Genomic DNA, 23,629 nt, shown 5'->3' on the forward strand with positions numbered 1-23,629 from the left:
TTCAATTAATCATTTGACAATCCTCCACTCAGTAATCCACATTAGGAAAAAGCCCTACAGGAAATAATTACGTCATCCACCGCCAATTTTCAGCGCTTAATTACTCATCCTGCAGAACAGAGCCCAAGCACACTTTTGGGTTACCTGGACAGGCAGAGCTACCTGCTCTGCCGTATGGGAACTGCTACTTGTTTATTGCCCCTGATGCCCTGCCTCGCCACCTCCGACCGCTACACGCTTGATCTGCCGCCCGGCCACCGCTTCCCCATTGCCAAGTACGACCTGATTCGGGAGCAACTGCTGTGGCAGGGCATTGCACCGCCCGAAGATTTCTACGACCCCGGCCTGTGCGCCGAAGAAGACGTGCTGCGCGTGCACACCGCCGACTACTGGCACCGCGTGCGCGACCTGCGCCTCTCCCCCGCTGAGGTGCGCCGCCTGGGCCTCCCGCAAACCCCGCGGCTGGTGCAACGCTCCCTCTGCAGCTCGGCCGGCACGCTGCAATCGGCCCGGCACGCGCTGCGCGACGGCGTGGGGCTGAACCTGGCCGGCGGCACCCACCACGCCTTTGCCGACCGCGGCGAAGGATTCTGCGTGCTCAACGACATTGCCATAGCCGCCGCCTACCTGCTGCACCACGGCCTAGCCCGGCAGGTGCTGGTCGTCGACCTCGACGTGCACCAGGGCGACGGCACGGCCAGCATTTTCCGCCACGAGCCGCGCGTGTTCACGTTTTCGATGCACGCCGGCGCCAACTACCCGCTACGCAAGGAGCAGTCGGACCTCGATGTGGCGCTGCCGCTGGGCCTGACCGATACAGCTTACCTCGCGCTGCTGCACGATACGCTGCCGCCACTGCTGGCGCGCGTGCAGCCCGATTTCGTGTTCTACCAAGCCGGCGTGGATGTGCTGGCCACCGACAAGCTCGGCAAGCTGGCCCTCACGCCCGCCGGCTGCCGCCGGCGCGACGAGTTCGTGCTCGGCCTCTGCCACCAGCGCCAGCTGCCGGTGGCTGTGAGCATGGGCGGCGGCTATTCCGAGCGCCTCGCCGACATCGTAGATGCGCACTGCGCCACCTTTGCCGTGGCCTACGCCTTGTGGGGCCACGCGCCCTGCCGACCTTTGCCCGCTCCTGCTGACACAAGCTCCTATGCCGCTACCCGCCTTTGAAGAGTTCAACTCGCGCCGCACCCCCGTCACCCAGCGCGGCCTCGCTCGGCCCGGCCACGCTCCCGATGCCGGCACGCCCGCGCAACAGGCGTTTCGCGAGGCCATCGAGAAAGTAGAAAGCCTGCGCACCCAGGTGCGGGAACTGGAACAAGCGCAGCGCGAGGCCAAAAACAAGTACTGGCGGCAGGTTGGGCCGCTGGCCGATACGGTAGTGGCCTTGCGCCGGAGCTTGTTTGAGCCGCTGGAAACGGCCCTGACCACCGGTTTTTTCACCCGCCTGGAAGAGCAACGCATCGAGGAGCTGCTGCTGCGCAATGCCCGCGCCCTGCAGTACCGCTTCGGCGAAGATGTGGACGACCTGTTGCTGCGCTACACGCCCACGCGGCCGGTGCCCGAACCCGACGAGGATGAGCAAACCGACCGTAAACAGGACGACGCCCACGCCGAGCACCACGCGCACCAGCGCGGCAAGCGCAAAACCAAGGCCGAGCGCGACCAGGAAGCCGCTGCCCGCGCCCTGCAGGCCGACCAGCAACGGCTGCAAGCCGGCGCCAAAGCCGTGTACCGCCAGCTGGCCCGCGCCAACCACCCCGACCTGGAGCGCGACCCGGACCTGGCCCGTCAGAAAACAGCTCGTATGCAGCGCATCACCCGCGCTTACGAAGCCAATGACCTATATGCCCTGCTTCAGCTGTTGGCCGAGCACAGCGCCCTCGAAACCGACACGGCGTCCGACGAGTTGCTGGCCCGCTACACCCGCGCCCTACAGCAGCAGCAAACCGAGTTGAAACTGCGCCTGCAGCAGCTCAAGTACGGCGACCAAAACGCTTTCCAGGGCACCGGCAAAAAACAGGAAGCCGAGCTGCGGCAAATCAAGCGCGGCTTGCGCGCCGAAGCCGAATACCTGGAATTGGTGCAGAAGTCGATACGGGAGCCGGAAACCCTGCGGCAACTGCTGCGCGAGCTGGACGCAGCCGGCCAAGAAGAGCTATAAGTCGATTTTCTTTTGTTCGTGCGAAGCAGCAGACCTTTGGATTAGCGCAGGAACTCGGCCACCTGCCGAATTACGCCTTGGTCGCGCATGATTTTGTTGTGCCCCAGGCCGGTAGTGGGGTGAAACTCCAGGCCGGGCCAGCTGCGAACCACTGCCTGCGCGTCGGCAAAGGGCACCGACTCGTCCTGGCAGTCGTGCAGGAGCAGCACGCGGTCGGCACGCACTTTCCCGGCGGCTTGCGTCAGGCTGAAGCTTTCGGCGTCGCGGCCGCTTTGTTCGCGCACGTGGCGCAGCATCCGCGCCACCACGGCGTCGGGCAAACGCAGCAAATCGGCGAAGCGACGGGCCACGTCGGGCGTGCTGCTGGGCGCGCTCATCAGCACCAAGCGCGCCAGGCCCTGGCCCTGGTTGAACAGCACCGGCAGGCCGGCTGTGGTGGCCGCGCCGAAAGAGTGAGCCACCACGGCGTACACTGCGGCGCCGGTAGTAGCCACGTGGTCGGCTACGGCCTGGGTGGCGCGGCCAAACTCCGGCAGCGTCGTCAGGCGGCCCGATGAGTCGCCGTGGGCGGGGGCATCGAACGCCACCACGCGGTAGCCGGCCCGCACCAAGCCATCGGCAAACACGCCCCAAAAGCTGGCGCGGTGCTCCCAGCCGTGCACCAGCAGCACCGTGCGCTGTCCTTGGGGGTTCCACTCGTAGGCCGCCAGGGTGCCGCCTTCAAACGGCACTCGGAATGCCTGCGCGGTAGCCAAAGCCGCATCTTCCCATTTCTTGCGCGGCAACCGGCGCGGCGTGCAGAACAGCCGCCACGCCTCCCGAAACGCCCACTCCGTCGACACCGCGGCCAGCAGCCGAAACTTCAGGCGCACCAGCCCGATGCCGGGCGGCGCGGCGTAGCGGAACGGCATGGGCGCGGCGGGTAGCGGCTCGTGGCGGGCCATCCATTGGTAAGCGGGCGAAAAGGTGTTCTGCATAACCGGATAAACGCGAAGGTGAAACAACGAAGCAGCCCACGCTGCCCCAGCCAGTACTTGCGGAAAGGGTTAAGACGGCTCCAGGAGCTCGGCGCGCACCTGCGCCACAATGCGCTGGTACTGCTGCTCGTCGTGCACGCGGGCTACCTGCAGGGCGCCGGCCAGGGTGGTCAGCACTTGCGCGGCCTTGCTCACGGGGTGGCCGCGGAAGTGCAGCGTCTGGTTGGCGCGGCCGGCGGCCAGCACGCCCGCCAGCCACTCGGTCAGCTCCACGTTCAGCGTGCGCAGCTCCTGCTGCATGGCGGCGGGCAGCGTCTGAAACTCGGCGGCCAAGGCGCCGAAAAAGCACACCTGCTGGCCGGTAGCGGCGCGGGTGTGGTACACGTCTACCAAGGCCTCGAACTGCTGCGCGGGCGTCAGCTCGGTTACGCGGGGCAGGCCGCGCCACTTGCGCAAGCGCAGCAACTGCCGCCGAATGATGGCCACGCCCAAGTCTTCCTTACCGGGGTAGTGGTAATGGATGGCGGCAGACTTCACGGCCAGCTCTTTGGCAATGTGTTGGTAGCTGAAGGCATTGAAGCCGCGGGCCAGCAACAGCTCCTCGGCTAGGTTGAGGATGCGCGTACGGGTATCGAAAGCGGTGGCGGAAGCAGGCGGTAGCATGACGCCTCAAACATACTTACTTATTAGTAAGTAAGCAAAATATTTACGCCATAATATCGGTTTGCTGGCTGGTTTGGCTTAGAATCGTCTTTTCCTGCCTCGCTATGAGCCTAACCTTTCACGCTGAAGCCGTCATCTTCTTGTTGATGGGTCTCTTGTTTACGGGTGCCGCGCTGTTTGCCCGGCGCAACCAGCAGGCCCGGCAGCTGCGCGGCCGGCCCGCTACGGCCACCGTCATCGAGCTTATCCCGTCGCGGCAGCTGTTCAGGCCCAAGGTGCGCTTCGTGACGGCCGACCAGCGCACGGTGGAGGCCGAAACCGAAGCGGCGGCCGACGCGGGACAATATGAGATTGGGCAGCAGGTTGAAGTGACCTACGACCCCGAGAACCCCGAAAACATGGATTTTGCTGGCGCTGCCCCTGCCGGTTTCCGCCTTATGTTGCTGCTGGGGCTGTTGTTTGCCGGGCTCGGCGTGTTGCAGATTCTGGGCTATGTGCTGGTGTTTGAGCAGTACGCGCACTAGGGCTACCCAACCACAAAAGAGGCCGTCCTGCTGAACTAGCCGAAGCATCTTTACCGCTTCGTTAGTCGGGCGAGATGCTTCGCTAGCTCAGCAGGACGTGCTACAAGGCTTTACTCACCAGGCGACAACCAGCGCTATTCGAAGGCCCAAAGGCGGGCGCAGCTTGTAGAGTTTTGCAAAATATTACCCCTTTCAATACTGAGGAGCTACATGCGCACCATGCAAACGCTTACTCCACGAAGTGGTACAAGAACGTCACTACGCCGTTGTAGGCCGGCTTTTTCTGGTCTTTGATTTCCAGCGTTACCTCGATCTGCGCCTTGGCAATGCCGCGCAGGTTCTTCACCGACGCTACCCGTGCCCGCAGCCGCACTTCGCTGTTCACCGTTACGGCCTGGTTGAAGCGCAGGCTCTCGATTTCGTAGTTCACCTGCATCTTCAGGTTCTCCATCGTCACAATCTGGCCCCACAGGTAAGGCAGCAACGACAGCGTGAGGTAGCCGTGGGCAATGGTGCCCCCGAACGGCGACTCGGTGCGGGCCCGCTCAGCGTCGGTATGAATCCACTGATGGTCGAGCGTGGCGGCGGCAAACTGGTTGATCTGCTCTTGGGTAATGGCGAAGTAGGGTGACACGCCCAGTTCCTGGCCGTTGTATTGTTCGAGTTCGGCCAGGCTGCGAATCGTCAGGGTGCTCATGCGGGAAGGGTTGGTGGCCCGCGGAGCGGGCAGAGTGAATGTACCGGGCGAAAGTACGCCGGTTCCGATTTCCAGTTGCTTCACCCCCATGCCACGCCGCTGCAGCATCCCGCGTTTCGGCAGCCGGTGCACCTACCGCCCGGGAAACACGGCAGTTGGTCACGCCATCGGCCCTGTTGCCACTGCCCCATTCGCAACGCGCCGCCGTGCTGCCCCGGCTCCTACGCACCCGCGGCTCCCCTCCCGCTTGCGGAAACGGCCATTAGGCAGCAACGCAGCCAACGCGTGGGCCTCGCTCCTCGTTAGCCGGCACACCATGCCTGCTCCCACCCACGCCACCGCTGCTCCCCTCACCCAAGGCCCCATCCTGCGCGCCTTGCTCACGCTGGCCGTGCCCATCGTGCTGGCCAACTTGCTCCAAACCGGCTACCAGCTCGTCGATGCCTACTGGGTGGGGCAGCTAGGGGCCAATGCCGTAGCGGCTGTGGCCGTGAGCTTCCCCATCAACTTCCTGCTCGTGGCCCTGGGCTCGGGCTTTTCGGTGGCCGGCTCGGTGCTGGTGGCCCGCCACTTCGGTGCCCGCAACCTGCCCGCCGTCAACCACGTGGTCGCCCAGTCCCTGGTGCTTACCCTGTCGCTGTCGGTGCTGCTGGCCGTGGGGGCCTACTTCGCCTCGCCGCTGCTGCTGCGCCTCATCGGCGTGGGGCCCGACATCTTTGCCGAGGCCGACGCCTTTCAGCGGGTGTTGTTCCTGGGGCTGCCGCTCAACTTCGGCTTCCTCATGTTTCAGGCCCTGATGCGCGGCGTGGGGCAGGTGCGCCTCCCGCTCTACATCAACATGCTGGCCCTGGCCCTCAACTTCCTGCTCGACCCGCTCTTCATCTACGGCTACGGCCCCCTACGCGGGCTGGGCGTGGCCGGCGCCGCCCTGGCCACCGTCAGTACCCAGGCCCTGTCCGTTGTGCTGGGCTTTGTGGTGTTGCTGCGCGGCACCAGCGGCCTCAAGCTCAGTTTCCGCGGCTTCCGCCCCGATACCGAGCTGATGCTGCGCGCCTTCCGGCTCGGCGCCCCTTCGTCCGTCGACCTCTCGGCCCGGGCCCTGGGCCTGTCCATGATGACTATTCTGGCTACCGGCTTCGGCACTACCGTGCTGGCGGCCTACGGCATCGGCTCGCGGCTGCTGGCGCTGGGCATCATTCCGGCGCTGGGTATTTCGCTGGCCTGCTCCACGCTGGTGGCCCAAAACCTGGGCGCCCTGCGCCCCGACCGGGCCCGCCAAACCGCCCGCTACGCCATCGGCACCAGTTTCCTGGGGCTGCTGCTGGTGGGCGCGGCCGTGTACGCCGCCGCCGAGCCACTGGTGCGCTTCTTCCTCACCGGCGACGAAACCGTGGTCGTCGAGGCGGTGCAGTTTGTGCGCATTGCTGCCTTTAGCCTGGGCTTTACCGGCGTGCAGCAGTCGGTATCGGGCTTTTTGCGCGGCACCGGCAATACCCTCGGGGCCATGCTGCTTACCATCATCAGCACCTGGGTGCTGCAATTTCCCATTGCCTGGTACCTGGCCATCCACACCGCGCTGGGCTTCCGTGGCCTCTGGTGGAGCTTTGTGGTGAGCAACGCGCTGGCCGCCACGCTGGCGCTGCTCTGGTTTTTGCGCGGCAGCTGGCAGCAAGCCGACCCGCTCCAGCCCCAGGCGGATGTAGAGGCACTGGCCGAGGAGGCAGGATAGCTTAAACGCCAAGGCCAGCATCTGCCGTTCTGTTTCAAACAGTCATTCTTTGCCCCTGGGCCAAAGCGAAGCACCGGGCGGATAATGCTAAAACATCCACTCCTCTAGGAAACCCTCTAGCAACGGGCTATATTCCATTGAAAACGCTAGAATTCATTCTCCTCAGGCAATACATTCGCCACCGTTCCTGCCCCACTTCTTTCGCGAACTTGTTCTATGAAATTGATTCTACGTCCGCACATCCTTGCCACTCTCTACATCATTGCCGGGTCGGCGGCTCCGGCACTGGCCCAACCCTCCCTGACCAACGTTTCGCCCACTGCCAACCAGTCCAATGCCCCCCGTAACGCCCCGGTCACCCTTTCCTTCAGCCAGGCCCTGAGTGCCGGAAGCAACGCGGCCCTGCACGTATTCAGTGCGCAGCGCGGCGGCCTGCGCTCCGGCCACAGCGGCATCACCACCGTCAACGGCAACCAGCTTTCCTTTGCCCCCGCTTCGCCCTGGAAACCCGGCGAAACTGTGCGGGCTACCCTCACCACGGCCGTGCAAAATACCAGCAGCCAGGCGCTGGCCGCCGCCCGGGTCTTTAGCTTCACCGCGGCGGCCGGCGGCACCGGCCAGGGCTCTTTTACCAACGAATACACGTTCTCCGCCGGCGGATATCCCAACCAAATCAAGCTGACCGACGTGGACGGCGACGGGGACCTCGACATGCTTAGCTCCAACTCCACCTACTACGGCGGCAACCCCGTGAGCGTGCGCCTCAACAACGGCGCCGGGCAGTTCAGTGGCAGCACTGATGTACCCGTGGCCAGTGTGCAGCAAGGCGCCTACTGCCTCACGCTCGGCGACGTAGACGGCGACGGCGACATCGACTTTATCACCACCAATACCACCGATAAGGTGAGCTTGCGCCTCAACAACGGTACCGGCGGCTACGGCGCGGGCTACGACCTGACGCTGAACACCAGCTCACTCACCAGCCTCGATCTGGCCGATATCGACGGCGACGGCGACCTGGACTGCCTCGCCTACGGCTATCTGCTGCCCAGTCGCGAAAGCGTGCTGAGCGTACGCCTCAACAACGGCACCGGACTCTTTGCCGGCGGCTACACCGACACCTACTCCGTGCCCCAGGGCAACGAGGGCGGCACCATTCGCACCGCCGACCTCGACAACGACGGCGACTTAGACCTAGTACGCACCAGCCGCAACGGCTACCGCGTGTTCATCCAGCTCAACGACGGCACCGGTCGCTTTGGCGCCCCGGCCCAGCTACCCGCCTTGGCAGGAAATGATGTGTCCCTGGCCGACCTCGACGGCGACACCGACCTCGACCTAGTCGTGCTCGATGACAACGGCCTTGGCCGCCTCACCGTGTGCCTCAACAACGGCGCGGGCACCTTCACGCAGGGCTTTGCCACCTCTTTTCTAGGTAACCCGCCCGGCTTCTCGCTCGGCGACATCGACGCCGACGGCGACCTGGATTTGCTGGTGACCAGCGGCGCCAGCATCTCGGTGCATTTCAACAACGGCCAGGGCCGCTTTCCCACCTACTACCGCCTCACCGACACCCGCCTCGGCAACTTTGCCCTCGGCGACGTGGATGGCGACGACGACCTCGACTTGGTGGTTGAATATTGGCCGGCCATTCCGCCCACACCTCCTTGTCCCGTCTACACCTACCTCAATCAAGCCGTGGCGCCGGTGGTAGTTACTAATTCTCTGCAGGTCGACGCCTTGACCAAAAAGGTTGCGCTCTATCCCAATCCAGCGCAGCAGCGCTGCACAGTGGCTTTCACTAAGCCCTTGCAAAACGGGCAGCTACACCTCGTTAATGCTCTGGGCCAAACGGTGCTCCGGCAACAGTTGCCCGCCGCAGGTGCGCGCACCGCCGAACTGGACTTGGCTAATGTAGTGCCCGGCGTGTATACACTGCAGGTGAGCAGCAGTACGGGCCGTATAGTGACTCGTTTGGTAAAAGAATAGACGGTTCTGAAAACAACGCACTGGGCCAAACACCTACCTACAAAGAAGCCCCGGCAGTTGCCGGGGCTTTTTCATTTCAAATCGTCCGGTCCCCCTCTCTTTTGGAGAGGGGGCCGAGGGGCGAGGCCCCCTACGGCAAGCCTTTGCCGCCTGCGGCCCCGTACACCTGGCCCGTCGCGTAGCTCGCCTGTGGGTCGGCCAGCTGCACGTAAATCGAGGCCAGTTCTACGGGTTGCCCCGGCCGGCCCATGGGCGTGTCGCCGCCAAACTTCACCAGCTTTTCCTGCGTGGCCCCGCCGCTCACCTGCAGCGGCGTCCAGATTGGCCCCGGCGCCACCCCGTTCACCCGAATGCCCTTCGGGGCGAGCTGCTTCGCCAACGACCGCACGTAATTGGTGGTAGCCGCTTTGGTCTGGGCGTAGTCGTACAAGTCCTCCGAAGGGTCGGTGGCCTGCTCGGAGGTGGTGCCGATGATGGCCGAGCCCGGCTTGAGGTGCGGCAGCGCGGCCTTGATTATCCAGAACGGCGCGTAGATGTTCGTTTTCATCGTCGCGTCGAAGTCTTCGGTCGTCACGTCCAGTATCGACTTGCGCGTCTGCTGCCGGGCGGCGTTATTGACTACAATATCGAGTCCGCCAAGCTCGCGCACGGCTTGTTCCACCAGTTTCTTGCAAAACGCTTCCTCGCGCAGGTCGCCCGGAATGGCCACCGCCTTCTGCCCGGCCGCCTTAATAAGGGCAATAACCTCCTTGGCATCGGCTTCCTCGGCCGGCAGGTAGTTGATGGCCACGTCGGCCCCCTCGCGGGCGTAGGCAATGGCCGCGGCCCGGCCCATGCCCGAGTCGCCGCCCGTGATGAGCGCCTTGCGCCCCTTCAATCGGCCCGAGCCTTTGTAGCTTTTCTCGCCGTGGTCGGGCTTGGGCTCCATCTGCGAAGCCAGCCCCGGCCAGGGCTGCTGCTGGCTCTTAAACGGCGGCTTGGGGTATTTGCTGGTGGGGTCTTCCAGCGGCACCGCTGCTGTTTCTGCGCCTGCTTCTCCGGCCGCGTCGGCGCCGCGCCCCGTGCCTTCCGCCGCAAAAACTGGCCCTACCGCCGCCACGGCCAAGCTGGCCCCCAGCCCACTAATAACCTGTCGTCGGCTAAACTTCTGTTCTTCTTTCATAATGGTGCACAAGGTGTTTTGGTTGAATAGTCCCTTACGCACAGCCCCCCCCTCGCAGTTGTGCCGTTAGGCGGGTCACCTTGCTATTGCATCACGCTGCTCCTCCAGATTGCCCCACGCCTACCGCACCCTTGAGGCCTCTCGTATCCGCTTGCCGGTTTCAATTCGCGAAGCCGTCGAGCAAGCCTACTACTACCAAAGCCAACCACCCCAGCCGGGGGCCACGTGGGTCCCGGCTGGGGTGGTTATCAGTAGCTGGGCAGACACCATCCGGCGGGCCGCAGCGGCCCGCCGGTTGCTACGCTACGCCAGCGACACTTCCCGCTGCTGCAAGCGGCGGTGCAAGGCGGTTTTGTTGCCTACCAAGGACTTCTGAATGCCTTCGGCAGCCATGCGGCCGGTTTCGGCGGCCCCGTTCATGTAGCCCTGGTACCAGGCACTGCAATGCTCACCGGCGAAGTACAGGTTGCCCACCGGGCGGCCTTCGGCGCCGGCAATGCTGGCGTACTGCCCCGGCAGGTAGCAGGCATAACTGGCCAGCGTGAGGGAGTGGGTGGGCCAGTGCATGCGCTCCACGCGGCCGTTGTACTGTCCGCGGGCAGCCGGCCAGGCAGCTTCCAGTACCGGCAAGTATCGGTTCACCTGCGCCTGCGGCGTGCCGCTGCCCACTCGTTCGCCTTCCAGCCCACCCAGGTACACGGTATAGGCCGATTGCGTGGTGGGCTGCAGTTGGCCACTGTCCCAGCCGCTTTGCACGGGCTGGTCGGAAAAAATGTAGCCGGTGTAGCCGTTGGTGCGCCAGGGGCGGCTGTTGAAGCCCAGAAACAGCTTGGCGTTGGTGCCGTAGCCCAAGGTCTGAATGGCTTTGGTTTTCCAGGCCGGCAGCGTCACCTGCAGGTCTACCTGCCGCAGCACGGTAAAGGGCAGCGTCAGCACCACGTAGTCGGCCAGCACCGTTACGGCCCGGCCCGTGCTGGGCTGGAACGTCAGCACGTACTCGCCGGCGCTGTTTTGGGCCACCCGCACCAGCTTGTGCTGCAAGGTAATCTGGCCGGCCAGCTGGGCGGCTAGCGCGTCGGTGAGCAGCTGGTTGCCGCCCTGAATCTTGTACCGCTCGTCGCTGATGCCGAAGATGTCGAAGGTGCCCTTGTGGGTATCGGCCGAAAACAGCCACAGGAAGTTGATGGCCGTCTGCTCGGCGCATTCGCGGCCGTACTCGGTCACGTAGGCCACGTCGAGCAGCGTGCGAATCATACCCGTCAGGCCAATGGAGTCAAAGTATTGGCTGATGGAGAGCTGATCGAAACGGGCGGCGGCCGGCGTCAGGCTGTCGAAGGTAATGGTGTTGGGCAGCGAGCGGCAATCGGCATCAATCTGGCGCGCGTAGGGCTGAAATGCCTGAATCACCTGGGCCACGGAGTACTGCTGTCCGCCAAAAAAGTAAGCGTCCTTCCGCAGCACCGTTTCGCTGGCCGACTCCACATCGTACAACGGCAGGCCAAACTCGCGCACCAGGTTCAGCATATCGAGGTGGCCGCTGTCGATGAACTCGCCGCCCAGCTCGGTGGTGAGGCCTTGCGCCATGAGGTTGCGCGCCGTGAAAATGCGCCCGCCGGCCCGGTTGCTGGCTTCGTACACGCTGGCCTGCAAGCCAGCTTTCTTCAATTGGTAGGCGCAGTTTAGACCCGCCATGCCCGCACCCACTACCACAATGCGGGGTTGCGCGTCGCCTTTGGCATTGAAGCTGTTTCGGCCAATCAACGGGGCGGGCTCCACCACGTCGGCGTCGCAGGCGGCCAGCAGCCCACCGGCTCCCACCAGCAAGCCCATCTTGGCCGTGTTGGCCAGAAAATCGCGGCGGCTTTGGGTGGTGGCCATGTCGGCCAATACTTCAGCGGAGGGCGCGCCGGGCTCGTTAGCAGCCCGCGCCAGGCCAAAGGCTCGTTGCAAGGCTCGCAGCAAGGGGGTACGAGCAGTGAAAGAAGAAGGAGTAGAATTCAACATGCACTTGTTAAAATGAAAGATGGAGGCATTAAACATACCCTCCTGTTTTGAATAAAAAAAAGTTGAGAGTGATTTATTTTTAGAACAATCGGTCATCAAAGGCTTGGCGTAGGCTTTTCGATATAGATATGCCAGCGCTGCTCTTTCAAATCGTCGACAGTCGAATTTCGGAGCACAGCTGCTGCGGTAATTCTTGTTGTTTTCGGTGCTTGCCGGTAGCGCCAAAACGCTGCTAGCCCGGCCGTACCGTCTTGGTGCGACCGGGCTAGCGGCAGTTGAGCAGGCCAGCATGCTTGCCGGCTGCAGCAACAAAGATGGATGTGGCGCAAACCTCGCCCCTCTTACCGAACAGATTGTGACCGTGCTTATGAGGGCGAGGCTGCGGAAGTGCGCGTGAGTCTGCTACGACATGTGCTGCCCGCCGTTGATGGCTAGGTTCGAGCCGGTGATGAACCCGCTCTGGTCCGAAATCAGGAACGCCACGGCGTCGGCAATTTCGGTGGGGCCGCCCAGGCGCCCCACCGGAATCTGGGCAATAATCCGCTCCCGGATGTTCTCGGGCACGGCCATTACCATTTCCGTTTCGATGTAGCCCGGCGAAATGGTATTGACCGTAATACCGTACTTGGCCACCTCCAGCGCCAGCGACTTGGTGAAGCCGTGCATGCCCGCCTTGGCCGTGGAGTAGTTGGTTTGCCCGTACTGCCCCTTCTGCGCGTTGATGGACGAGATGTTGATGATGCGCCCGAAGCGCCGCTCCACCATACCCTGAATCACGTGGCGGGTGCAGTTGAACACACTGTTGAGGTTGGTGTTGAGCACCTCATCCCAGTCGGCCTTGCTCATCTTCACAAATGAGGTGTCGCGGGTAATACCGGCGTTGTTGATCAGGATGTCGATGGGGCCGATGTTCTGCTCCACCGTCTGCACCATGGCCCCCACCGAGTCGAAGTCGCCCACGTCGCCTTTGGCCAGCTCAATGTGCAGCCCTTCTTTGTCGAGTTCCTGCTGCAGCACGGCGGCTTTCTCGTCGTTGCGGAAATTGCCCACCACCCGGTAGCCCAATTCCCCCAGCTTGCGGCACAAAGCCGTGCCAATGCCGCCCGTACTGCCCGTAATCAACGCAACTCGCTTGTTCTCCTGGTTCATGTCGTGTAAAAGCCTACTCGGTTGGTGCGTTGCGGGAGGATGGCACGCCAAGCGGATACTTCAGCCTGTTTGCTGTCGGCTACCGATTCCCCTCGCGCCGCTTTTCGGGCTACAATGAACGAAGGGATGCCCAAACTACCAGCAACCTCGCCTAAAGTAGCGGCCTCAGCCCGCCTATGAGTGGCCCCGCACCAGCGCAGGCAGTCGGCCTTAAAACACGCCGAAGCTGTGTACCAAGCCCTTTTGCGAGGGGCTGCTCCTTTGGCAAAGCCAATACGTGCCAAGGCCCGTATATTTAAGTCAGTCAGCCTAAAAAACCTGCTGATCGGGGCCGCGCCGGCTGACTGGTGCCCCGCCGAACCCAACCGCCGCTTGCCGTATATCCTGCTCCCGTTCTCATCCGTCGTGCTCTAATCTGGGTTGCCGCATGGACGTACTCTACGACACCCCTCAGCTGTCCATTTCCTTCGACCCCAGCAACGACTGGCTCTACGTCGAATGGAAGGGCAACCATACGGCCGAATCGGCCCGCACGGGCGGCGAGTTGGTGCTACAGTACCTGCGCAGCCACCCCTGTCACAAAATGCTCAACGACAACAGCCAAGTGACCAGCGAATGGGAGAAAGGCGCGCGGTGGGTGGGCACCGAGTATTACCAGCGCCTTGCACAGCAGCAGGTGCGCCATGTGGCCTGGATTTGCCCGCCCAACTGGGGCGCCCGCAAATCCATGGAAACCGCCATGCTCTTCATCACCCAGCCCGTCGTCGTGCTCTTCGACGACTTGGCCTCGGCCTATTTCTGGCTGAAACGACTGCAGTGAGTCCCGAGCCGCCGTTACCAGGCGCACGGCTGCGGTGGTCGATTCAGGCCGCTGCAGTGGCAGGCTTGCTGGCCGACTCTGCCGCTTTGGGCGCATACACCAGCACGTGCGCGGGCGGCACGTTCAGCAGCACGTGGACGTGGTTTTCGGGCCGAAAAAACCGCTCGAACAGCCGCTTGTTGCGCAGCGAATACTGAAACAGCACCAGGCGGCCGTTGGGGTGCAGCAATTGGGCCGTGTGCTCCAGGATGCGCCATCCCATCCGCCGTGGCAGCGACGAAAACGGCAGCCCGCACACCACGTAATCGACGTGCGGAATGCCCAGCCGCCGCAGGTGCGCGCCTGTTTGGTCGGCCGAGCCGTGGATGATGTGCACGTTGGGCTGTTCGCGGTAGCGTTCCTGCAGCTGCCGGGCAAAGCGCCGGTTCACTTCCATCAGCACGACGGCCGTTTCGGCGCGGCGGCGCTGCAGCAGCACGTCGGTGAAAACGCCCGTGCCCGGACCGTACTCCACAATGCATTCGGCGCGGGCAAAGTCGATAGGCGATATTACTTGTTCGGTCAGCTCGTGCGAACTGGGTACCAACGAGCCCACAACCGATGGATTGCGGATGAATTCGACGAGAAACGACATGGGGCAGCAAAAGCAAATACAGCCCGAATACGCAGGAACGGCGCCGGCAGATACGGCCTGGCGCCACGCCCGGGGCAGTGGCACCGGCTAACCGGGTTGCGCCGCTAGCGCGGCAGCAGAATCTGGAACGTGGTGCCCTCTCCCACCGTGCTGGCTACCTCCACGCGCCCGCCCGCCTGGTGCACCAGCCGGTTGACGAGGTACAGCCCCATCCCCGAACCCGGCACTTCGGGATGAAAGCGTCGGAAGAGCTGAAACAAGTCCCGGCCGTGGCGTTCCAGGTCGATGCCCAAGCCGTTGTCCTGCACGCTGAGCAGCACGTGGTTGTGGTCGGCCGGGGCGGTGCGCACCTGCACGTGCGGGGGGCGGCCGGGGGCTGCGTACTTGAGGGCGTTGCTGAGCAGATTAAAGAGGATGCTGTGCAGGCCGGGTCGGGTCAGGCGCAGCGTGGGCACTGCGGAGAAGTCCAAGTCGAACGTGGCGCCGTCTTCCGGCAGCCGCTCCCGCAGGCTCCGCACAATTTCTTCGGTAAAGGAGAGCATCGGCACGGCCTCCACGGGCACTTGCTCCAGCATTCGTTGCAGCTGCACCACTTCCGTGAGGCCCGCAATGGTATCGAGAATCTGTTGCAGCGCGCCGTCGAACATGCCCACGAGTTGCTCGGCTTCGGGGTCGTGAAAGGTGGCCGTGCGCTTCAGCTCCCGAAACAGACCGACCATGTTGTGCAGGGGCTGCTTGAGGTCGTGCGAGGCCGTGTACACGAAGCTGTCGAGGTCGGCGTTGATGCGCGTGAGCTGCTCGTTCTGGCTCACCAGCTGCTCGTTGGCCCTGGCCAGCTGGACGCTTTGGTCCTCGGCCTGGGTTTTGGCCCGCAGCAGCTCCTGCTCGTATTTGCGGCGCTCGGTAATATCGAACAGGGTGACGCGCACCACCAGCGGTTTATCAGCATCGCGCAGGAGCGTGGCGTTCAGCAGCACTGGCAGGGTGGAGCCGTCTTTGCGGCGCAGCAGGTAGCTCATTTCGCGCACTTGCCCGTGCAGCAGCAGCAGCGGCGCGCAGTGCATTTCGTAGTGCATGCGCGCGCCCGTGGTCAGGAGCTGCTGCAGGCACCAGTTGGCTACCAGCTCTTCGCGGGTGTAGCCCAGCCAGTCGAGCAGGGTTTGGTTAAGCTTCACCAGGGTGCCATCGGGCAGACAGGAGCAGTAGCCGCAGGGCGCATGCTCGTAGAGGTCGTCCAGGTTTTCCTGGGTCAGACGCAGGTCCAGCTTGGGCAACGGCTCCTGGCTCATACTTCTGCGGTGCGTGCCGCCGCCAGAAACTGGTCGATGGCGTCGATGGTAGCTTGCGGGACGCTCAGATGGGGGCAGTGCCCGGTGGTATCGAGCACCACCAACTCGCTGGCGGGCAGTTGCCGATGCAGGTACTCCCCCACGGCGACCGGCGCAATGGCGTCGTGGGCGCACTGCACAATGAGTACCGGCAGGCGCCGCTTTGCCAGGGCCGCTACGTCGGCGCGGTTGTCGGAGAGAAACGTGACGCGGGCAAAATGCCGGGCAATGGCGGGGTCGGTGCGGCAGAAGCTGGCGTTGAGTTCGGCGGCTAGCTCGGGCCGCTCGGGGTGGCCCATGATGACGGGCGTGATGGCGCCCGACCACCCCAGGTAATTTTGGTCCATGGCTTCGAGCAGTTCCTCGATGTCGGCCTGCTCGAAGCCGCCGGTGTAGCCCGCGTCGTTGATGTAACGCGGCGAAGGCCCTACCAGCACCAGCCGGTCGATGCGCGTTGGTTCGCGCAGTGCTGCCAGCACCGCAATCATGGCACTTACCGAATGTCCCACCACCGCCACGTGGTGCAGGTCGAGTGCCGCCAATACCGCCAGTACGTCATCGGCGTGGCCGTCGAGGGTGCTGTAGCGGGCCGGGTCGTAGGCCGTCAGGTCCGACTGCCCGGCCCCCACCAAATCGAGCAGCACCACGCGGTACCGGTCCTCGAAGGCCGGCGCCACCAAGCGCCACATGCGCTGGTCGCAGCCAAAGCCGTGCACGAACACCAGCGCCTGGCTCCCCGTGCCCGACACCGACACGTTGTTGCGTTTGAGAACATCCATAAGAACAGTTAAGCAAACTGTTGCTGGGGGCAGCGCCGTCACGAGCGGCACCGCGCAGGCCGCTTACCCAGCCCTTAAAGGTAGCAGTTGCAGCCAATCACCGAATCGGTTTCAGCAGGTATTGCACGGATAAATGTCGCCCACGAAGCCCGGCCTTGCGGCCCACCAACAACGTACCGCCCTTTACCCGAAGCGGCGGGCAGAGCCACAAAAAAGCCCCGGTTTGTGCCGGGGCTTTTTCTGATTCGGGGAGTCGGCCGCGCTACCCCTGCAAGGTGGCATAGTGCGCGTCGATGGCTTGGCTCATGGCGTCCTGAAACGCCACCAGCAGCTTGCTGCGCTCGGCATCGGGCATGCTTTGCAGCGCCTGCTCGATGGTGGCGCGGTACACGTGGGCCATAAACGTGGCGCCGTAGGTCGTGTAAAACCCGTCGTGGATTTTGTTGAACGCCACTTTTTCGGCCGACGAGATGGTCAGCGACAGGGCCAGCCACTCCTTGGCGTTGTTGGCCAGGCTCAGTTGTAAATCTTGATTCACGGGAGAAAGGAAAAGTAAACGGGAAAACTATTGTGCCTACTGCTTCCGGCGAAACGGCCGGAACACAAACGGCACGAAGGGCGGCTCTGCTTCGCCTATGCCGCCGTGGGCCGCGTAAAATTGTCCGATGGCCGCTTCCAGGGCCGGCCGATCGTGCAGGGAGGTGGTGGCAAACACGTCGGTGGCGGCCAGCGGGGCCACCTCCGTGCTCAGGCGGCACTGGGCCACGCCCAGCGGATGCTCAATGAACAGCAGGGCGCCGTCTTTGGCCCGGTGGTCGTGCTGGTAAGACCAAGCGGTGTCGAATGCCGGGCGGGCGCCAAACTGTTCGCGTTGGGTGGGGGCAAAGCCGAGGCTTCGCAGGTAGGCGTCCGTCATGATAAAGGGGAAAAAGAAGGCTTGGGAGAGGTCAGGACTTCGGCGGGCCAGTTTACCTGCCGCAGCAGCACCCGCAACTCGGCCTCGGAGGCCACGCGCCCCTGGAAGCTGTAGAGCAACTGGCCTTCCACGGCTTCGAGCAGCGTCAGCTCGCCGTCGTCGTAGAGCACCATGGTTTCCTGCCCACACTCGCTGGGGCGGCTGTAGCGCGTTTGGCCAGCGGGCGAGGCGAAACGCGCGAAGCCAAACGCCCGCAGTAGCTCGGCGGAGGGCTGATAAAACGACGACATGAGGGGAACCGGGAAGAGGTGCCGCAACGGGCACCGGGTGGCATGCGCGATAGGCAGCGCGGGGCGCTGCCACAGTCAACAGTGTTGCTACCACTACGGCCGGTATGCTCTACAACCCGGCCCGGCCGCTTAAGTTCAAATAAAGTCGGGTTATATGCCGAACGCCCGATTTTTCGGCAGCCCCAAGCCGCCATCCGTCAGTCGCCGAGCCGGCCGCCAGCGGAGGTGTCCTGCCTTATGCGCCTTGGGCAGTAGTACCCGCAGGGCACAGGTGAGCAAAACAGTCATGAAAATTCTGTAAATTATTACACCCATCTATGTGTCACCGGCGTCAGCTTTTACCTCGTTTTCAGCCATGCAACATCTTCTCGTTCCCACTGATTTCTCGGCCGAAGCCCATCACGCTTTCGAAGTGGCGCTGCAACTCGCGCACCGCACCGACAGCCGCCTCACGCTGCTGCACGTGGTCGACTCGCCCGGCGCTACGGGCATGGTCTCGACGGGCGGCGCCTTGAGCAGCGCCAGCATCAACAGCGTTTTCATGGTGCAGCTGCTGCAGGCCACCCGGCACCGCATGCAGACCCTGCTGGCCGAGGCCTCCCGCCTCCAACCGGGCGTGCTGGTGCACGACATGGTGGAAACCGGCCCCGTGGAGGCGGCAATTCTGGACGTAGTAAAGCAGCAGCAAATTGACCTAGTGGTGGTGGGCGCGCACGAGCACCGGGCCGGCTTCCACCTCTTCACGCCCGACTCGGTGGCCGAACGGCTGGTACGGTTGGCACCTTGCCCGGTGCTTACCGTGAAACACCCCGCACCGCGCTTCGACGTGCATTCCATCGTCTTCGCTTCCGATTTTGCCCCCGAGGCCGATGCGGCGGCGCCCCAGCTGCGCCAGCTACGGGCGGCCTTTCCCGAAGCCACCCTACACCTGCTCGACGTGGTGGCTGCGCCCGAGGAGTTTTCGGCCGCCATTGAGCGCATTCACGCGTTTGCAGCCCGGCACCACTTCGAGGTTTATGAGCCCGACGTGTACAGCAGCGCCGAGGTACGTACCGGCATTCCGCGCTATGCCCAGCAGGCCCACGCCGACCTGGTGGTGATGCTCACGCACGGCCGCACCGGCTTGCGGCATCTGCTGCAAAGCAGCATTGCCGAAAGCGTGGCGGTAAAAGCCTCGGCGCCCGTTCTCACGTTTCACCCACACGCCTAACTCTCTTGACGCTGCCGCGCCAAATGCGGCCTATGCTACTACACAAAAGCGCCCCTAGCCGTCTGCCGGGGGCGCTTTTACACTAGGCGGGCCGTCGCGCATGGTACCACACCTGAAACCATGCGAGTTGCCGCATTTGACGACCAACCTCTTTGATTTAAACGACTAACAATGCCCGTAGCTGCGCCATAACTACGGTTCTTGCACTACGCGATGCACGGATTTTGGCCTACGTGTTTTGTCCCAACCGACCGAAACGCGCCTCAAAAGACAACAGGATTGCGACAACTACGCAGAAGGGCAGTCTGTTTTTTTACCTTTCGCCAGGAAAAATGAGGGTATTTACGGTCCGTTTCCGACTCTTCTTTGGGCAACTTAGAGCCTAATACCTTCTTTTTGCTCTTGTCCTCACTCGTTCCGCCCGAGCTATGGAATCAACGCTACTGCTGTCTGAAAGTCCCTGGTACATGTTGCGCGTGCATGTAGAGGCCAGCGGCCCGGTGGCCGCGCTGTTTCTGATTACCCATACCCGGCGCGGTACCGACGTGCACGAGTTTGAGCTGCCCTACATGCTCTGGGAGTCGCTGGGTACTCGTGCTGCCGCCGACCTGGTAGCACGCCACTACCGCCAGCACTACCCCGAAGCGGTGCGGCGTCTAGGGGCCCGCATCGTGCAGCGCCGCATTGCGGCCCGCTTGGCGCTGCACTACGGCGAGTTGCATCCCCGCCCCCACTCCTAAGCACGGCGCCCGGTTGACCCCCACTTTTTCAGCATGAGCGGTTCTGTTTCTTATACCATTCAGGCCAGCGCCGCCCCGGCCACCGCCATGGTGCGCGTACGCATCAAGTGCAGCGCTTCCGAAGGCTCCCACCGCTGGCGCCTCGACATGCCGCGTCTGCTCTGGTCGTCGATGGGCACCGAAGAGGCCGCCGCGTTTATCACCGAGCGGTATTTCGATGCTTATCCTGCCGTGCGGGAGCCGGTGGGGCCAAGCCACATATCCTGGGCCATTGCCACGTCGCTGCTCGATGCCGATCAGTTTTTCGGCCCGAACCCCGAAGGTTGAAGCAAAGCCAAAATCAGCAGTTGGCCGCAACGCTCACAGCTCCTACCCCAACCGGGTTGCCCTGTTGGCCGGCCCCCTCTGCGAATACACGGGCGCTCCTAACGATACGGCCGACGCGGTGCAGGCACCACGCTCCCATTCCTTTGCGCCGTTGCTTCTTCGGTTGACATCGGTCTACGCTGACCCTACCCACGTGCTCCAGAGCCAACGGGGTTTTGTACCGTGGCAGTCAGGTTGCGAGCCTTCGTTGCTAGTGGTGCTAAAAAATTCACTCCAAGGCACCTTCTTTGGCATTGAATATAGTACTGCAACCAGCCCGCATTCGGCAGCCTGCCGGTGCTGATTTTGCCCCGGTGTTACCCGGCCAGAAAGCGCGCCAGGTGCGGGGCCGTTTTGCTGTTTTTGGACCGTGCTACTTCAGTCGGCGCACCAGCCACCACTACTTTTCCGCCCTCGTCGCCGGCACCGGGCCCGATGTCCAGCACCCAGTCGCTGCTGGCTACCACGCGCATGTCGTGCTCCACTACCACCACCGTGTTGCCGGCCTCTACCAAGCCATCGAGTTGGGTGAGGAGTTTTTCTACGTCGGCGGGGTGCAGGCCGGTAGTGGGCTCGTCGAGGATGTAGAGCGAGTTGCCGCGCTGGGCTTTTTGCAGCTCGGTGGCCAGCTTGATGCGCTGGGCCTCGCCCCCGCTCAGCTCGGTAGCCGGCTGGCCGAGGCGCAGGTAGCCCAAGCCCACTTCGCGCAGCACCGTGAGGGCGCGCTGCACGGCCGGCTCTTCGTCGAAAAAGGCCCAGGCGTCGTCCACCGTCAGGGCCAGTACCTCGGCAATGTTTTTGTCACGGTAAGTTATTTCGAGGGTTTTGGCGTTGTAGCGGGCGCCGTGGCAGGTGGGGCACGGCGCGTACACGCTGGGCAGGAACAGCAGCTCCACCATCACGAAGCCTTCGCCCTGGCAATGCTCGCAGCGGCCCTTGGCCACGTTGAAAGAGAATCGGCCGGCGTCGTAGCGGCGCTTGCGGGCGGCGGGCGTGGCGGCAAACAGCTTTCGCACGTGGTCGAAGAGGCCGGTATAGGTGGCCATGTTGGAGCGCGGCGTGCGCCCGATGGGTTTCTGGTCGACGCGTACCAGCCGCTTGATGTGCTCCATGCCGCTCACGATGCGTCCGCCGGTTTCGGGGGCCGCCGTGCGCTCCAGTGGGTCAGTTTCCTCGTCTTCCGGTACCAGCTCGTGCCCCAGGTGTTCGGCCACCAGCTCCACCAGCACTTGGCTTACGAGGCTCGATTTGCCCGAGCCCGACACGCCGGTGACGGTGGTAAACACGCCCAGCGGGAAATCCACGTCGAGGGCCGCAAGGTTGTTGCGCGTTACGCCTTGCAGGCGCAGCCAGCCGCGCGGGGCGCGCGGCTGGCGTGGCGTGGCGTGGCCCGGCTCGGCAAACAGGTAATGCCGCGTCTGCGAGTTGTCGATGTTGGCCAATCCGGCGGGCGGGCCGCTGTAAAGTACTTCGCCGCCTTGCTCACCGGCGGCGGGCCCCACGTCCACCAGCCAGTCGGCCTGGCGCACCACGTCCAAGTTGTGCTCGACCACAAAGAGCGAGTTGCCGGCTTTTTTGAGCGACGCCAGGGCTTTCAGCAGGGCCTCGGTATCAGAGGGGTGCAAGCCGGCGGAGGGCTCGTCGAGCACATATACCACGCCGAACAGATTGGAATAGAGCTGCGTGGCCAGGCGCAGGCGCTGCAATTCGCCGGGCGACAGCGTGGGCGTGCTACGCTCCAGCGACAAATACCCCAGCCCCAGATCGAGCAGCACGGCGAGGCGGGCGCACAAGTCGGCGGCAATGCGCTGGGCTACCACGGCCTGCTCGGGGTGGGCGGCGTCGTGGTGCTTGCGGCCGGGCGCGGTGCCCTCGGCAAAGGGCCGCAGCAGCTGGGCCACGCGCTTGAGCGGCAGCCGCGACATGTCGGCAATATCGAGCCCGGCGAAAGTAACGGCCAACGACTCGGGCCGCAGGCGTTTGCCGTGGCAGAGCGGGCATTCGGTGCTCAGCATGTACTGCAGGGCGCGTTTTTTCATCAACGGACTCTGGGTGGTGCCAAACGTGTGCAGCACGTAGCGCTTCACGCCCGTGAAGGTGCCCATGTAGTTGGGCGGCTCCTTGCGCTTGAGGGCCCGCTGCGTTTCGGCGGGCGAATAGCCGGGGTACACCGGCACCACTGGCTGCTCGTCGGTGTACAAAATCCAGTCTCGGTCTTTCTGCGGCAACTCCTGCCAAGGCGTGTCCACGTCGAAGCCGAGCGTCACGAGAATGTCGCGCTGGTTTTGGCCGCCCCAGGCCGGGGGCCACGCCGCAATGGCCCGCTCCCGAATGGTGAGCGTGGGGTTGGGCACCATCGACTGCTCCGTCACGTCGTAGATGCGGCCCAGGCCGTGGCAGGTGGGGCAGGCGCCTTCGGGCGTGTTGGGCGAAAATCCTTCGGCGTACACAATGCCCTGCCCGGCGGGGTAGTGTCCGGCCCGCGAATAGAGCATGCGCAGCAGGTTCGAGAGCGTGGTGACCGAGCCCACCGACGAGCGGGTGGTGGGGGTGCCCCGCTGCTGCTGCAAAGCCACGGCCGGCGGCAGCCCGTCGATGCGGTCGACGGCGGGCACGCTCATCTGGTGAAACAGCCGCCGCGCGTAGGGCGACACCGATTCCAAATACCGCCGTTGGGCCTCGGCGTAGAGCGTGCCGAACGCCAACGACGATTTGCCCGAGCCCGACACGCCGGTAAACACCACCAGCGCGTCGCGCGGAATGTCCACGTCGATGTCTTTGAGGTTGTGCTCCCGGGCGCCGCGCACGTGCACGAAACCGGTGAAATTCTGGGAAGAAGGCGAAGATGTGGGCATAGCAAAACAGCGTCGGAACATCTTGCCATACGAGCCTTGCGCAGAAGTATCTAACCGCCGCCGCTGCGCTGCGGTGTTACCCCACTTTCTGAAACAGTTACAGGGGCTTTTTGAGGACGAGAAGCGTGAGCGGCTGCCGGGGCTGACCGTGGCTGGGGCCCGTAGGGAAAGGCTGCGTTTCGCCGGTGGGCTGGTACCCTCGGCGGGCGTACCAGCCGAGCAGGTCAGGGCGCTGGGCCAGCACCGTCATGCGCACGGCGGTGCAGCCGTGGCGGCGGGCATGGTCTTCGGCGGCACTCAGCAGCAAACGGCCAATGCCGCCCGCCTGCCGCGCCGGATCGACGGCCAACAGCCCCACATAGAGGTGCGGGCCCTGCACTTCCACGTACACGCTGCCGAGCAGGTGGTGGTTGGCGCTCCGGCAGGTAAGAATGGCCGCCCCGGGCGTAGCGAGTAGGGCCTGCAGGGCCGCCGGCTCGGTGCGCGGGCCCTTCAGCAGGTGGGCTTCGTGCGTCCAGCCGGGCTGCGTGCCCGTGCCGCGGTAGGCCTGGTTTACCACCGTTACCAATTCGGGAATATCGGCGGCCGTGGCAGTGCCGAGGGTCCGTGCAGCATCGTCGTTCATAAGGGTAA

23 protein-coding genes are annotated in these 23,629 nt (G+C 63.8%); 9 read left to right on the plus strand and 14 right to left on the minus strand.

Going from position 1 to position 23,629, the window contains the following annotated elements; genetic code table 11:
• The first annotated feature begins 174 nt into the window (after positions 1-174).
• Both F0P96_RS16780 and F0P96_RS16785 read left to right on the plus strand, forming a co-directional pair.
• Positions 175-1,170 carry a histone deacetylase family protein gene (locus tag F0P96_RS16780; RefSeq protein ID WP_338074401.1) on the plus strand — a complete coding sequence of 332 codons (996 nt, stop codon included), beginning with the start codon at positions 175-177 and terminating at the stop codon, positions 1,168-1,170.
• Positions 1,151-2,164 (plus strand): J domain-containing protein, encoded by a 1,014-nt coding sequence (locus tag F0P96_RS16785; RefSeq protein WP_151080079.1) that lies wholly within the window; start codon positions 1,151-1,153, stop codon positions 2,162-2,164. The genes F0P96_RS16780 and F0P96_RS16785 overlap by 20 nt, the downstream gene beginning before the upstream one ends.
• A gap of 41 nt (positions 2,165-2,205) precedes the next feature.
• On the opposite strand, the gene F0P96_RS16790 is transcribed toward F0P96_RS16785, so the two are convergent.
• Together F0P96_RS16790 and F0P96_RS16795 are read right to left on the minus strand one after the other, a co-directional pair.
• The gene (locus tag F0P96_RS16790; RefSeq protein WP_151080080.1) at positions 2,206-3,141 is read right to left on the minus strand and encodes an alpha/beta fold hydrolase; all 936 of its coding nucleotides are present in this window, start codon (positions 3,139-3,141) and stop codon (positions 2,206-2,208) included.
• A gap of 69 nt (positions 3,142-3,210) precedes the next feature.
• Complete coding sequence (locus F0P96_RS16795) at positions 3,211-3,804, minus strand: TetR/AcrR family transcriptional regulator (RefSeq protein ID WP_151080081.1); 594 nt, start codon at positions 3,802-3,804, stop codon at positions 3,211-3,213.
• A gap of 104 nt (positions 3,805-3,908) precedes the next feature.
• On the opposite strand from F0P96_RS16795, the gene F0P96_RS16800 reads away from it, so the two are divergent.
• Complete coding sequence (locus F0P96_RS16800; RefSeq protein ID WP_151080082.1) at positions 3,909-4,328, plus strand: DUF3592 domain-containing protein; 420 nt, start codon at positions 3,909-3,911, stop codon at positions 4,326-4,328.
• A gap of 229 nt (positions 4,329-4,557) precedes the next feature.
• Here the strand turns inward: F0P96_RS16800 and F0P96_RS16805 are convergent, their stop codons facing one another.
• Positions 4,558-5,025, minus strand: coding sequence for a MaoC family dehydratase (locus F0P96_RS16805; RefSeq protein ID WP_151080083.1), 468 nt, complete (start codon positions 5,023-5,025; stop codon positions 4,558-4,560).
• A gap of 316 nt (positions 5,026-5,341) precedes the next feature.
• On the opposite strand from F0P96_RS16805, the gene F0P96_RS16810 reads away from it, so the two are divergent.
• Both F0P96_RS16810 and F0P96_RS16815 read left to right on the plus strand, forming a co-directional pair.
• Positions 5,342-6,754, plus strand: coding sequence for an MATE family efflux transporter (locus F0P96_RS16810; protein WP_160619889.1), 1,413 nt, complete (start codon positions 5,342-5,344; stop codon positions 6,752-6,754).
• 216 nt (positions 6,755-6,970) lie between these two features.
• Positions 6,971-8,743, plus strand: a complete 1,773-nt coding sequence (locus tag F0P96_RS16815) for an FG-GAP-like repeat-containing protein (RefSeq protein ID WP_151080085.1) — start codon at positions 6,971-6,973, stop codon at positions 8,741-8,743.
• A gap of 130 nt (positions 8,744-8,873) precedes the next feature.
• Here the strand turns inward: F0P96_RS16815 and F0P96_RS16820 are convergent, their stop codons facing one another.
• The 3 genes from F0P96_RS16820 to phbB all read right to left on the minus strand — a co-directional run bounded on the left by F0P96_RS16820 (position 8,874) and on the right by phbB (position 13,058).
• Entirely contained in the window at positions 8,874-9,905 is a 1,032-nt protein-coding gene (locus F0P96_RS16820; protein WP_151080086.1) for an SDR family oxidoreductase, read from the minus strand.
• Between the two features lie 303 nt (positions 9,906-10,208).
• On the minus strand, positions 10,209-11,855 hold the full coding sequence (locus tag F0P96_RS16825) for a flavin monoamine oxidase family protein (protein WP_235917504.1): 1,647 nt from the start codon (positions 11,853-11,855) through the stop codon (positions 10,209-10,211).
• Positions 11,856-12,311: 456 nt separating this feature from the next.
• Positions 12,312-13,058, minus strand: a complete 747-nt coding sequence (phbB, locus tag F0P96_RS16830; RefSeq protein WP_151080088.1) for an acetoacetyl-CoA reductase — start codon at positions 13,056-13,058, stop codon at positions 12,312-12,314.
• A 427-nt stretch (positions 13,059-13,485) separates the two neighbouring features.
• Between phbB and F0P96_RS16835 the strand changes: the two genes are divergently transcribed.
• Positions 13,486-13,878, plus strand: coding sequence for a SpoIIAA family protein (locus F0P96_RS16835; protein ID WP_151080089.1), 393 nt, complete (start codon positions 13,486-13,488; stop codon positions 13,876-13,878).
• 43 nt (positions 13,879-13,921) lie between these two features.
• Here F0P96_RS16835 and F0P96_RS16840 read toward each other — a convergent pair whose 3' ends face one another.
• From F0P96_RS16840 to F0P96_RS16865, 6 genes are all read right to left on the minus strand, one after another.
• Positions 13,922-14,512: a class I SAM-dependent methyltransferase gene (locus F0P96_RS16840; protein WP_151080090.1), complete on the minus strand. Its 591-nt coding sequence runs from the start codon at positions 14,510-14,512 to the stop codon at positions 13,922-13,924.
• A gap of 104 nt (positions 14,513-14,616) precedes the next feature.
• On the minus strand, positions 14,617-15,801 hold the full coding sequence (locus F0P96_RS16845) for a PAS domain-containing sensor histidine kinase (protein WP_151080091.1): 1,185 nt from the start codon (positions 15,799-15,801) through the stop codon (positions 14,617-14,619).
• Positions 15,798-16,619, minus strand: coding sequence for an alpha/beta fold hydrolase (locus F0P96_RS16850; RefSeq protein ID WP_151080092.1), 822 nt, complete (start codon positions 16,617-16,619; stop codon positions 15,798-15,800). Before F0P96_RS16850 ends, F0P96_RS16845 begins: the two co-directional genes overlap by 4 nt.
• A gap of 262 nt (positions 16,620-16,881) precedes the next feature.
• Complete coding sequence (locus tag F0P96_RS16855) at positions 16,882-17,157, minus strand: hypothetical protein (RefSeq protein ID WP_151080093.1); 276 nt, start codon at positions 17,155-17,157, stop codon at positions 16,882-16,884.
• 36 nt (positions 17,158-17,193) lie between these two features.
• Positions 17,194-17,535 (minus strand): hypothetical protein, encoded by a 342-nt coding sequence (locus tag F0P96_RS16860; protein ID WP_151080094.1) that lies wholly within the window; start codon positions 17,533-17,535, stop codon positions 17,194-17,196.
• Positions 17,532-17,825, minus strand: coding sequence for a hypothetical protein (locus F0P96_RS16865; protein ID WP_151080095.1), 294 nt, complete (start codon positions 17,823-17,825; stop codon positions 17,532-17,534). Before F0P96_RS16865 ends, F0P96_RS16860 begins: the two co-directional genes overlap by 4 nt.
• A 355-nt stretch (positions 17,826-18,180) precedes the next feature.
• Here F0P96_RS16865 and F0P96_RS16870 point away from each other — a divergent pair, with 355 nt between their 5' ends.
• The 3 genes from F0P96_RS16870 to F0P96_RS16880 all read left to right on the plus strand — a co-directional run bounded on the left by F0P96_RS16870 (position 18,181) and on the right by F0P96_RS16880 (position 20,102).
• Positions 18,181-19,035, plus strand: coding sequence for a universal stress protein (locus F0P96_RS16870; protein ID WP_151080096.1), 855 nt, complete (start codon positions 18,181-18,183; stop codon positions 19,033-19,035).
• 428 nt (positions 19,036-19,463) lie between these two features.
• Positions 19,464-19,775 carry a hypothetical protein gene (locus tag F0P96_RS16875; protein WP_151080097.1) on the plus strand — a complete coding sequence of 104 codons (312 nt, stop codon included), beginning with the start codon at positions 19,464-19,466 and terminating at the stop codon, positions 19,773-19,775.
• Between the two features lie 33 nt (positions 19,776-19,808).
• Positions 19,809-20,102 (plus strand): hypothetical protein, encoded by a 294-nt coding sequence (locus tag F0P96_RS16880; protein ID WP_151080098.1) that lies wholly within the window; start codon positions 19,809-19,811, stop codon positions 20,100-20,102.
• 356 nt (positions 20,103-20,458) lie between these two features.
• On the opposite strand, the gene uvrA is transcribed toward F0P96_RS16880, so the two are convergent.
• Complete coding sequence (gene uvrA, locus F0P96_RS16885) at positions 20,459-22,996, minus strand: excinuclease ABC subunit UvrA (protein WP_151080099.1); 2,538 nt, start codon at positions 22,994-22,996, stop codon at positions 20,459-20,461.
• Between the two features lie 97 nt (positions 22,997-23,093).
• On the minus strand, positions 23,094-23,621 hold the full coding sequence (locus tag F0P96_RS16890) for a GNAT family N-acetyltransferase (RefSeq protein ID WP_151080100.1): 528 nt from the start codon (positions 23,619-23,621) through the stop codon (positions 23,094-23,096).
• Positions 23,622-23,629: the final 8 nt, after the last annotated feature.

Source organism: Hymenobacter busanensis, from assembly GCF_008727865.1.
In the GTDB taxonomy this organism is placed as follows: domain Bacteria; phylum Bacteroidota; class Bacteroidia; order Cytophagales; family Hymenobacteraceae; genus Solirubrum; species Solirubrum busanense.

Bases quoted from the DNA above. Each gene is read 5' to 3' on its own strand.
- F0P96_RS16805 (WP_151080083.1), bottom strand. From the start codon at position 5,025: ATGAGCACCCTGACGATTCGCAGCCTGGCCGAACTCGAACAATACAAC.
- uvrA (WP_151080099.1), bottom strand. From the start codon at position 22,996: ATGCCCACATCTTCGCCTTCTTCCCAGAATTTCACCGGTTTCGTGCAC.
- F0P96_RS16800 (WP_151080082.1), top strand. From the start codon at position 3,909: ATGAGCCTAACCTTTCACGCTGAAGCCGTCATCTTCTTGTTGATGGGT.
- F0P96_RS16785 (WP_151080079.1), top strand. From the start codon at position 1,151: ATGCCGCTACCCGCCTTTGAAGAGTTCAACTCGCGCCGCACCCCCGTC.
- F0P96_RS16850 (WP_151080092.1), bottom strand. From the start codon at position 16,619: ATGGATGTTCTCAAACGCAACAACGTGTCGGTGTCGGGCACGGGGAGC.
- F0P96_RS16875 (WP_151080097.1), top strand. From the start codon at position 19,464: ATGGAATCAACGCTACTGCTGTCTGAAAGTCCCTGGTACATGTTGCGC.
- F0P96_RS16840 (WP_151080090.1), bottom strand. From the start codon at position 14,512: ATGTCGTTTCTCGTCGAATTCATCCGCAATCCATCGGTTGTGGGCTCG.
- F0P96_RS16860 (WP_151080094.1), bottom strand. From the start codon at position 17,535: ATGACGGACGCCTACCTGCGAAGCCTCGGCTTTGCCCCCACCCAACGC.
- F0P96_RS16835 (WP_151080089.1), top strand. From the start codon at position 13,486: ATGGACGTACTCTACGACACCCCTCAGCTGTCCATTTCCTTCGACCCC.
- F0P96_RS16795 (WP_151080081.1), bottom strand. From the start codon at position 3,804: ATGCTACCGCCTGCTTCCGCCACCGCTTTCGATACCCGTACGCGCATC.
- F0P96_RS16815 (WP_151080085.1), top strand. From the start codon at position 6,971: ATGAAATTGATTCTACGTCCGCACATCCTTGCCACTCTCTACATCATT.
- phbB (WP_151080088.1), bottom strand. From the start codon at position 13,058: ATGAACCAGGAGAACAAGCGAGTTGCGTTGATTACGGGCAGTACGGGC.
- F0P96_RS16870 (WP_151080096.1), top strand. From the start codon at position 18,181: ATGCAACATCTTCTCGTTCCCACTGATTTCTCGGCCGAAGCCCATCAC.
- F0P96_RS16780 (WP_338074401.1), top strand. From the start codon at position 175: ATGGGAACTGCTACTTGTTTATTGCCCCTGATGCCCTGCCTCGCCACC.
- F0P96_RS16845 (WP_151080091.1), bottom strand. From the start codon at position 15,801: ATGAGCCAGGAGCCGTTGCCCAAGCTGGACCTGCGTCTGACCCAGGAA.
- F0P96_RS16880 (WP_151080098.1), top strand. From the start codon at position 19,809: ATGAGCGGTTCTGTTTCTTATACCATTCAGGCCAGCGCCGCCCCGGCC.
- F0P96_RS16820 (WP_151080086.1), bottom strand. From the start codon at position 9,905: ATGAAAGAAGAACAGAAGTTTAGCCGACGACAGGTTATTAGTGGGCTG.
- F0P96_RS16865 (WP_151080095.1), bottom strand. From the start codon at position 17,825: ATGTCGTCGTTTTATCAGCCCTCCGCCGAGCTACTGCGGGCGTTTGGC.
- F0P96_RS16810 (WP_160619889.1), top strand. From the start codon at position 5,342: ATGCCTGCTCCCACCCACGCCACCGCTGCTCCCCTCACCCAAGGCCCC.
- F0P96_RS16890 (WP_151080100.1), bottom strand. From the start codon at position 23,621: ATGAACGACGATGCTGCACGGACCCTCGGCACTGCCACGGCCGCCGAT.
- F0P96_RS16790 (WP_151080080.1), bottom strand. From the start codon at position 3,141: ATGCAGAACACCTTTTCGCCCGCTTACCAATGGATGGCCCGCCACGAG.